The organism is Limnoraphis robusta CS-951, from assembly GCF_000972705.2.
Genome location: NZ_LATL02000056.1, coordinates 42,654 through 49,467 on the forward strand (window position 1 = coordinate 42,654; position 6,814 = coordinate 49,467).

General features: G+C 42.1%; 5 protein-coding genes. 2 read left to right on the forward strand and 3 right to left on the reverse strand.

The window, feature by feature from the left end; all coding sequences use genetic code 11:
• Positions 1–60 precede the first annotated feature (60 nt).
• A complete protein-coding gene (locus WN50_RS04620) occupies positions 61–669 on the reverse strand; it encodes a hypothetical protein (RefSeq protein WP_049558079.1) in 609 nt (202 codons plus the stop codon).
• 327 nt (positions 670–996) lie between these two features.
• On the opposite strand from WN50_RS04620, the gene WN50_RS04625 reads away from it, so the two are divergent.
• Together WN50_RS04625 and WN50_RS04630 are read left to right on the forward strand one after the other, a co-directional pair.
• Entirely contained in the window at positions 997–1,953 is a 957-nt protein-coding gene (locus WN50_RS04625) for a DUF1517 domain-containing protein (protein WP_046277119.1), read from the forward strand.
• A gap of 151 nt (positions 1,954–2,104) precedes the next feature.
• The gene (locus WN50_RS04630; protein WP_046277118.1) at positions 2,105–3,544 is read left to right on the forward strand and encodes a mechanosensitive ion channel domain-containing protein; all 1,440 of its coding nucleotides are present in this window, start codon (positions 2,105–2,107) and stop codon (positions 3,542–3,544) included.
• 112 nt (positions 3,545–3,656) lie between these two features.
• Here the strand turns inward: WN50_RS04630 and glmU are convergent, their stop codons facing one another.
• Positions 3,657–5,060, reverse strand: coding sequence for a bifunctional UDP-N-acetylglucosamine diphosphorylase/glucosamine-1-phosphate N-acetyltransferase GlmU (gene glmU / locus WN50_RS04635; protein ID WP_046277117.1), 1,404 nt, complete (start codon positions 5,058–5,060; stop codon positions 3,657–3,659).
• A 353-nt stretch (positions 5,061–5,413) separates the two neighbouring features.
• Complete coding sequence (locus WN50_RS04640) at positions 5,414–6,295, reverse strand: tRNA (5-methylaminomethyl-2-thiouridine)(34)-methyltransferase MnmD (protein WP_046277116.1); 882 nt, start codon at positions 6,293–6,295, stop codon at positions 5,414–5,416.
• Positions 6,296–6,814: the final 519 nt, after the last annotated feature.

Below are 6,814 nucleotides of genomic sequence, written 5' to 3' on the forward strand. Positions count from 1 at the left end.
AACGCTATCCTTTTGTGATAAGATAAAGAGATAGAAATTAGAATAAGGCTTGTCGGCATTCTAATTGCTATTCGCCGCTTGACAGTCCCGTAACCACAAACCAATGGCTTGGGCGATCGCACTTTCGCTCGTTTCACCCGGAAGCGGATAAAATCCATATTGAGGGTAAGAACTCGACTTGGAAAACATCTTTTCTAACACCCAACCTGTCGGACTTCTTCGCAAAAATAACCAATGATATTGTTTGAATCTAATAATTTTATTGGGATAATGTTTTCGTTGCCAAGTTTGAAAATAAACCAGATAGGTTTCATCGGGATGATCTAAATTGACATTAAAAGGTAAAGCTTCAAGTTCATCTAACTGTGTAGCCAGTAAAATATAAATGTCTCGTTCTAATTGACGATTGGTACTCGCCCGTTGAATCACTCGATTGGTATAACTCGGTAAATCTGGTAACATTTTATCCAGTAACGCTTGTAAATCCGTCGGACAACTGGGTTGATTGACAGAATTCGGACGAATAATCGTTTTAGCAACCGTTAAAGCCTGAACTGAAAAATCGTTAACAGAATAGGTTATAATTAAGAAAATAGCAACAGTCAGAAAAAAGTAACGTTTAACTTTCTTGATTTTCTGAAGCTTAAAAAAATCTTGAATTGTTCTCAAAAAAGCAATCCTCCAGCTAGCCCGTTCGTAGTATATCTTTATCTGAGAATTGAGAATTAAGAATAAAAAAGCATCCGACTTTACAGACACGCTCTGAACATCTAGACTGACTCATCAATGCTATAGCAGTCGCAAAGTTGCAATTAGGACAGAACAATTCGTCAAACTAGAGTCTAGAAAGAGTTTGACTTCTGACTTCTGCTATAAATCCCCATTGGCGGAAATCCACCCATCCCAGGAGTTAAGCAGGAACCCAAGAAACGCTACAGTATTAGGTGAGGTCGGTTATCCGCTCTAGGTTAACCTGAAGTTAAAATAGAAAACTCTATGAAAAACGAGAAACGGCATTCACGAATTCAATCCATTTTGAAATCCTTAGTGGCTTTTGGGATAGTATTTACCTTGATCTTCTCTCAAGCCGATTTTGCACTCGCCGCCCGGAGTGGGGGACGCATTGGCGGAGGTTCCTTTAGAACACCTCGAACCTATGCTCCTGGCCCAACTCGAGCGCCCGGTGGCGGTTATGGTTATGGTGGTGGCTTTGGCTTCCCCTTCCTAATTCCCTTCTTTGGGTTTGGCGGCGGCTTTGGTGGATTATTTAGCATTTTCATCGTTATTGCGATCGCGAATTTCCTGGTTAGAAGCTTCCAGTCTGCTGCGGGGGGCGGCGAAGAAACAAGCTCTTACAGCCGTTCTGGAGTGTCTGTAGGGCGTGTACAGGTGGGTTTATTGGCGGAGGGTCGTAGCCTACAAGATGACCTCGATCGCATCGCTCAAGCGGCGGATACAGGCTCGGCACAAGGACGCGCCCAAGTGTTACAAGAAGCCACTTTAGCCCTGTTGCGTCACCCTGAATATTGGGCTTATGGGGCGGCTGAAACGACACAAACGGGAATGGAAGGGGCAGAGTCCAAGTTTAATCAGTGGGCGATCGCAGAACGCAGTAAGTTCACCGAAGAAACCCTGTCTAATTATAATAATCAGCTTTCCGGTATGACTGCACCTGCAATTTCATCCGGTGATACAGGTAACGGTGAAATTGTTCCCCAAGATCAAGCACCGGGAGAATATATCGTTGTCACCCTAGTTGTGGGAACATTAGGAAAGCTAGAATTACCAAAAGTGAATAGCGCTCAAGAATTGCGTCAAGCGATTAGTCGTTTGGGTTCTGTTGGCGGTGAACAACTGTTAGCGGTAGAAGTCTTATGGACTCCACAAGCGAAGGGAGATACACTCAGCACTGATGATATGTTGGCGAATTATCCCGATTTAGCACTCGTTTAATTCCTTGTTTAATTTAATCTACTAAAAAAACCCGGTTTCTTCAAGGAGCCGGGTTTTTGGTAAACCGGGTTTTTGGGAAACCGCTACTCACTAAGGTGTTTGACATTGGTAATGAATCCGTTTTAATTTTTAACGTTAGTCGGTTAAAAATATGTTGTTCGTAATCTTTGGGAAAATTTTAGCTGTCAACTTGTCTTTTCTGAGTGAACCTTTATTCAAGATTGGGAATAAACCCATCTCCAGTTTAGCCGTTGTCAACTTAACCGTTTCACTGATTTTTGCGCTTCTGATTTCTCGACTGTTCAAACAATTTCTCAAAACCAAAATCTTAACGAGATTAAAAATAGACGCCAGTAACCGAGAAATCATCTCAACAATTTTAGGTTATGGAGTTGGCGTTTTAGCCTGTATTTTAGCTTTACAAGTCAATGGAATTGATCTGGGTTCCTTAGCAATTTTAGCAGGCGGTTTAGGGATTGGGATTGGGTTTGGGTTACAAGATATTACGAAAAACTTTGTCAGTGGTTTAACGATTTTACTCGAACGTAAAGTTAAAGTCGGAGATTTTATCGAACTCGATGGAATGATTGGATATGTGAAAGAAATTTCCATTCGTTCCACTTTAATTGAAACCTTCGATCAATTTGATGTCGTTGTTCCCAATAGTCAATTGGTTGAAAAACGCTTAGTTAATATGAGTTTAGAAAGCTTCCGAGGACGCATCAAAATTCCAATTGGTGTCGCTTATGGGAGTGATCCGGTTCTGGTAACTGAAATTTTGTTAGACTGTGCGTACATGGAATCAACCGTTTTACATGATCCATCGCCAAAAGTTAAATTTATCGGATTTGGAGAAAATTCTTTAGACTTTGAACTTTGGGTTTATGTCAATCAAATTGATCAACAAGTTACCATTAAAAGTTCTATTTTTTACATTATAGAATATCAATTTCGTCAACATAAAATTTCGATTCCCTTCCCTCAACGAGATTTATGGGTCAAAAATTCAGAAACATTATCTCTACCTCAAAACCTTTCCACCCCTCCTCAATTATCTTCAGAAGAACCCCCTCAGCCGATCTTTTTAAAAGATATTTTAAAAAAGGTTTGTTATTTCAAAAACTGTAATGACTTCTATATTCGACAACTAATAGAACTCGGATATCGCAAACAGTTTCAAGCTTCAGAAGTGATCTTTCGAGAAGGAGAAACAGGGGAAGGATTTTATATTATCCTCTCAGGTTCTGTCGAAGCCTACCTAGAAAAAGTTGATCGACAAATTGATGTTCTCCGTACTAATAATTTTTTCGGGGAATTTTCTCTCATGTTAGGTATTCCTCAACCCGCCGGGATTCGAGCCTTAGAAGATACCTTGTTATTTGTCATTCCCAAACACAACTTTCAGACGTTTATCAAAGACAAACCCGATTTGGTCAATAGATTAGCAGAAGAACTCGCCAAACGTCAAGAAATTGTCGCCAATTGTCAGATTAAACTCAAAGAGTTAGGATTAATAGAAGAATCAGATCCTGATCAAAACCCAGTCGTTTGGATTCGGAAACGCATTCAAAAACTGTTTAATCCACACTAATAAAGACAAAAATCACCACAAAGACACGACAATTCTCTCTTGGTGTCTTTGTGTCTTTGTGGTTCTTCTTCTCTTCTGACTTGGGGCGCAAAAAATACACCCCTTCAAAATTTTACTCGGTTTTGGGTTGTTCTATTTTCTCAGCGTTCATCCGCCAACCCGGTTTCACAACTTGACGTTCCCGCGCAATAACTAAACAATCATCAGGAACATCTTCTGTAACCGTTGAACCCGCCGCAACAGTAACATCTTCCCCCAAAGTAATCGGTGCAACCAAAACAGTATTTGAACCTGTTTTTGTGCGATCGCCAATATGGGTTTGATGCTTATTTACCCCATCATAATTTGCGGTAATTGTTCCTGCGCCTATATTAACTTTATTGCCAACGGTGGCATCTCCCAGATAAGATAAATGAGAGACATTTGTGCGATCGCCAAGTTGGGTTTTCTTCAGTTCCACAAAATTACCAATGCGGCAATTTTCCCCAACGTTTGCATGACCTCGCAAATGAGAATAAGGGCCGATTCGAGTCCCATCTGCAACCACACTATCGGACACCACCGAAAACAAAACCGTTACATTTTTGCCAATTTGACTATTTTCAATTAAACTCCCTGGCCCAATTCTACTCCCCGTTTTAATCGTCGTATTTCCGCGTAGATGAGTTTGAGGTTCGATCACAACATCCGGTTCTAATTGTACAGTATCATCAATCGTAATACTCGCCGGATCAAGCAACGTTACACCCGATGCCATCCATTCATCTTTCACCCATTCTTGCAAGACTTGATAAGCCGTTGCGAGATTTTTTCGGTTATTAATTCCGAGAATTTCCCGAAAATCTTCCACATCTACCGCCATCACAGGGTTGAGGAAAAAAACGGCATCCGTGAGGTAATATTCTTTTTGCTCATTATTAGAGGTAAGCTGGGGAAGAACTTTTTCAAGTTGCGGCCAATTAAAACAATAAATCCCGGCATTAATCCGGTGATTTTTGCGTTGAGCATCCGTACAGTCTCGTTCCTCTACAATTTGATTCACGATATTTTGACTATCACAAAATACTCGTCCGTAACCTTTCGGGTGTGGTAAATGAGCGGTTAAAATTGTCGCTGCATTTCCATTTTGTTTGTGAATTTTCAGCAATTCTTCTAAGGTGTGAGGACGCAACAACGGAACATCCCCATTTAACACCAACAAATCACCCGAAAACCCTTTTAAATGCGGAAGTAACTGTTGAACAGCATGACCCGTTCCCAATTGTTCCTGTTGTTCGATAAACTCAAGAGGACAATCAGAAAACCAGTCCTCAGCACTTTGGCTTTCTCGTAAAGATTCTTGAACTAAATCGCCTCGATAACCAACAATAACAAGTCGTCGGTTCGGTTTAACTCCTACACAACTATCGAGAACTCGCTGAACTAGACTGCGATCGCCCAGTTGGTGTAAAACCTTGGGGAGATCAGATTTCATGCGGGTTCCCCGTCCGGCCGCTAAAATTGCTACTGCTACCATTAAAAAAAATTTGCGGTTTCAGTGTTCAAGTGGTTGACCTAATTACTTTAGGTCTTTAAACTATGATTTCATAAGATCAGCTAACTATTCATACTATTTAACAGAACTCAGGACGAGGGAAGTTCAGAAGTTGGGTTTGTTGTTGCGCTGTCTGAAGTCACAGGGGGCGGGTTTATCTAGGTTGTTTCTGGGAAAATATAGGTTTATTCGGAACCCGCCCGTACACGATGGCGTTTTTTCCATTGCCCCAAAAACCCGGTAACTCTTACGAAACCGGGTTTTTATTCCCCAATAGTTCCCCTGTCTGAAAGAGGGGGCGGGTTTATCTAGGTTGTTTCTGGGAAAATGTAGGTTTATTCGGAACCCGCCCGTACACGATGGCGTTTTTTCCATTGAGAGGTCGGTTCTAACGAGGAGGACTGTTGTTCTTGGTAACGGCGTTGTATAATACTCTCAGCGTTATCGTTTAACTCGGGATCTCGATAGGGAACAGCAGCGCGAGTTTGCAGATGTTCGAGTTCAGACGTTGATAACGGGGGTAACGCAGCAGCAGAGAACCCCGCAACAGTTCCCGGTGTGCGTCGTCCAACAGGAGAGGTTGAACCAATTGTTAATCCTGCGGCCAGTAACGCGCTTCTAACCGTAGCCGAACAGGAATAGGTAGCGAGTTTACCATCCGGTTTGAGACAGTGCGCTACAAGGCTTAAAAACTCGACTGTCCATAGTTGTGGACAAACCGGAGGCGAAAACGGATCGAGAAAAATAGCATCCGCTTTGAACCCTGAAGCACGAACTTGTTGTAGGGTCATTCGAGCATCTCCCAGTAACAGTTTAGCTTGCAGGCGATCGCTATTCAAAGAATGAGTTGTTGAAAATTGCGCTAATAATTCTACAATTTCAGCCGGATAACTCTCAAGAACCTGATGAGCGATCGCGCTTTTCGGAACGGTTTCATCGAGTTCTAGGGCAATTAATTCGATGTAACAATCGGGGTTAACCTCCCAAATTGCTGTTAATGCCGCAGCACTATTATAACCCAAACCATAGCAAATATCAAGTAAAAATAACGGAGAATGTTGAGCGCGTTGACGAAGATTTAACGGTTCAACAAATTTCAGTTCAGCCTCTTGTTTCGCCCCAAACTGACTATGAAAACACTCTCCAAATTCTGTCGAATAGAAGGTGTAAGAACCGTCTGCGGTGGGTTGCGGTGTGAATTGTTCTTGTTTCTCCATCAATCAACAATTTTGTAGGGGCGGGTTCCCCATTAATCTATATTTTCCCACAGATAACCGATATAAACCGTCCTCAACAATTACCAGATATTTGTAGGGGCGGGTTCCGAACCAATCTATGTCTTCCCACAGATAACCTATATAAACCCGCCCCCCTACATTAATCTATATTTTCCCATAGACAACCGATATAAACCCGCCCCCCTACATCAATGTCTATTTTCCCACAGACAACCGATATAAACCCGCCCTTAACAGTTACCAGTGTTGTAGGGGCGGGTTCCCCGTTGGTACAAGCCAAAAACCCGCTTTCTCAAAGAAACCGGGTTTTTTAGTCTCTACGGGTTCCCAGTTGCCAGGGATTAAAATCCCCGTCTAAAAAGTAAAGTCCTCTCAAGAGGACTATATCCTAATCTGGTTTAATTTATGATTGGGGGGCGGGTTTATTGAACTTATTTCTGAGAAACATAAATCTATTGAGAACCCGCCCCTACAGATCAACCCGTTGGGGTAGTCGGG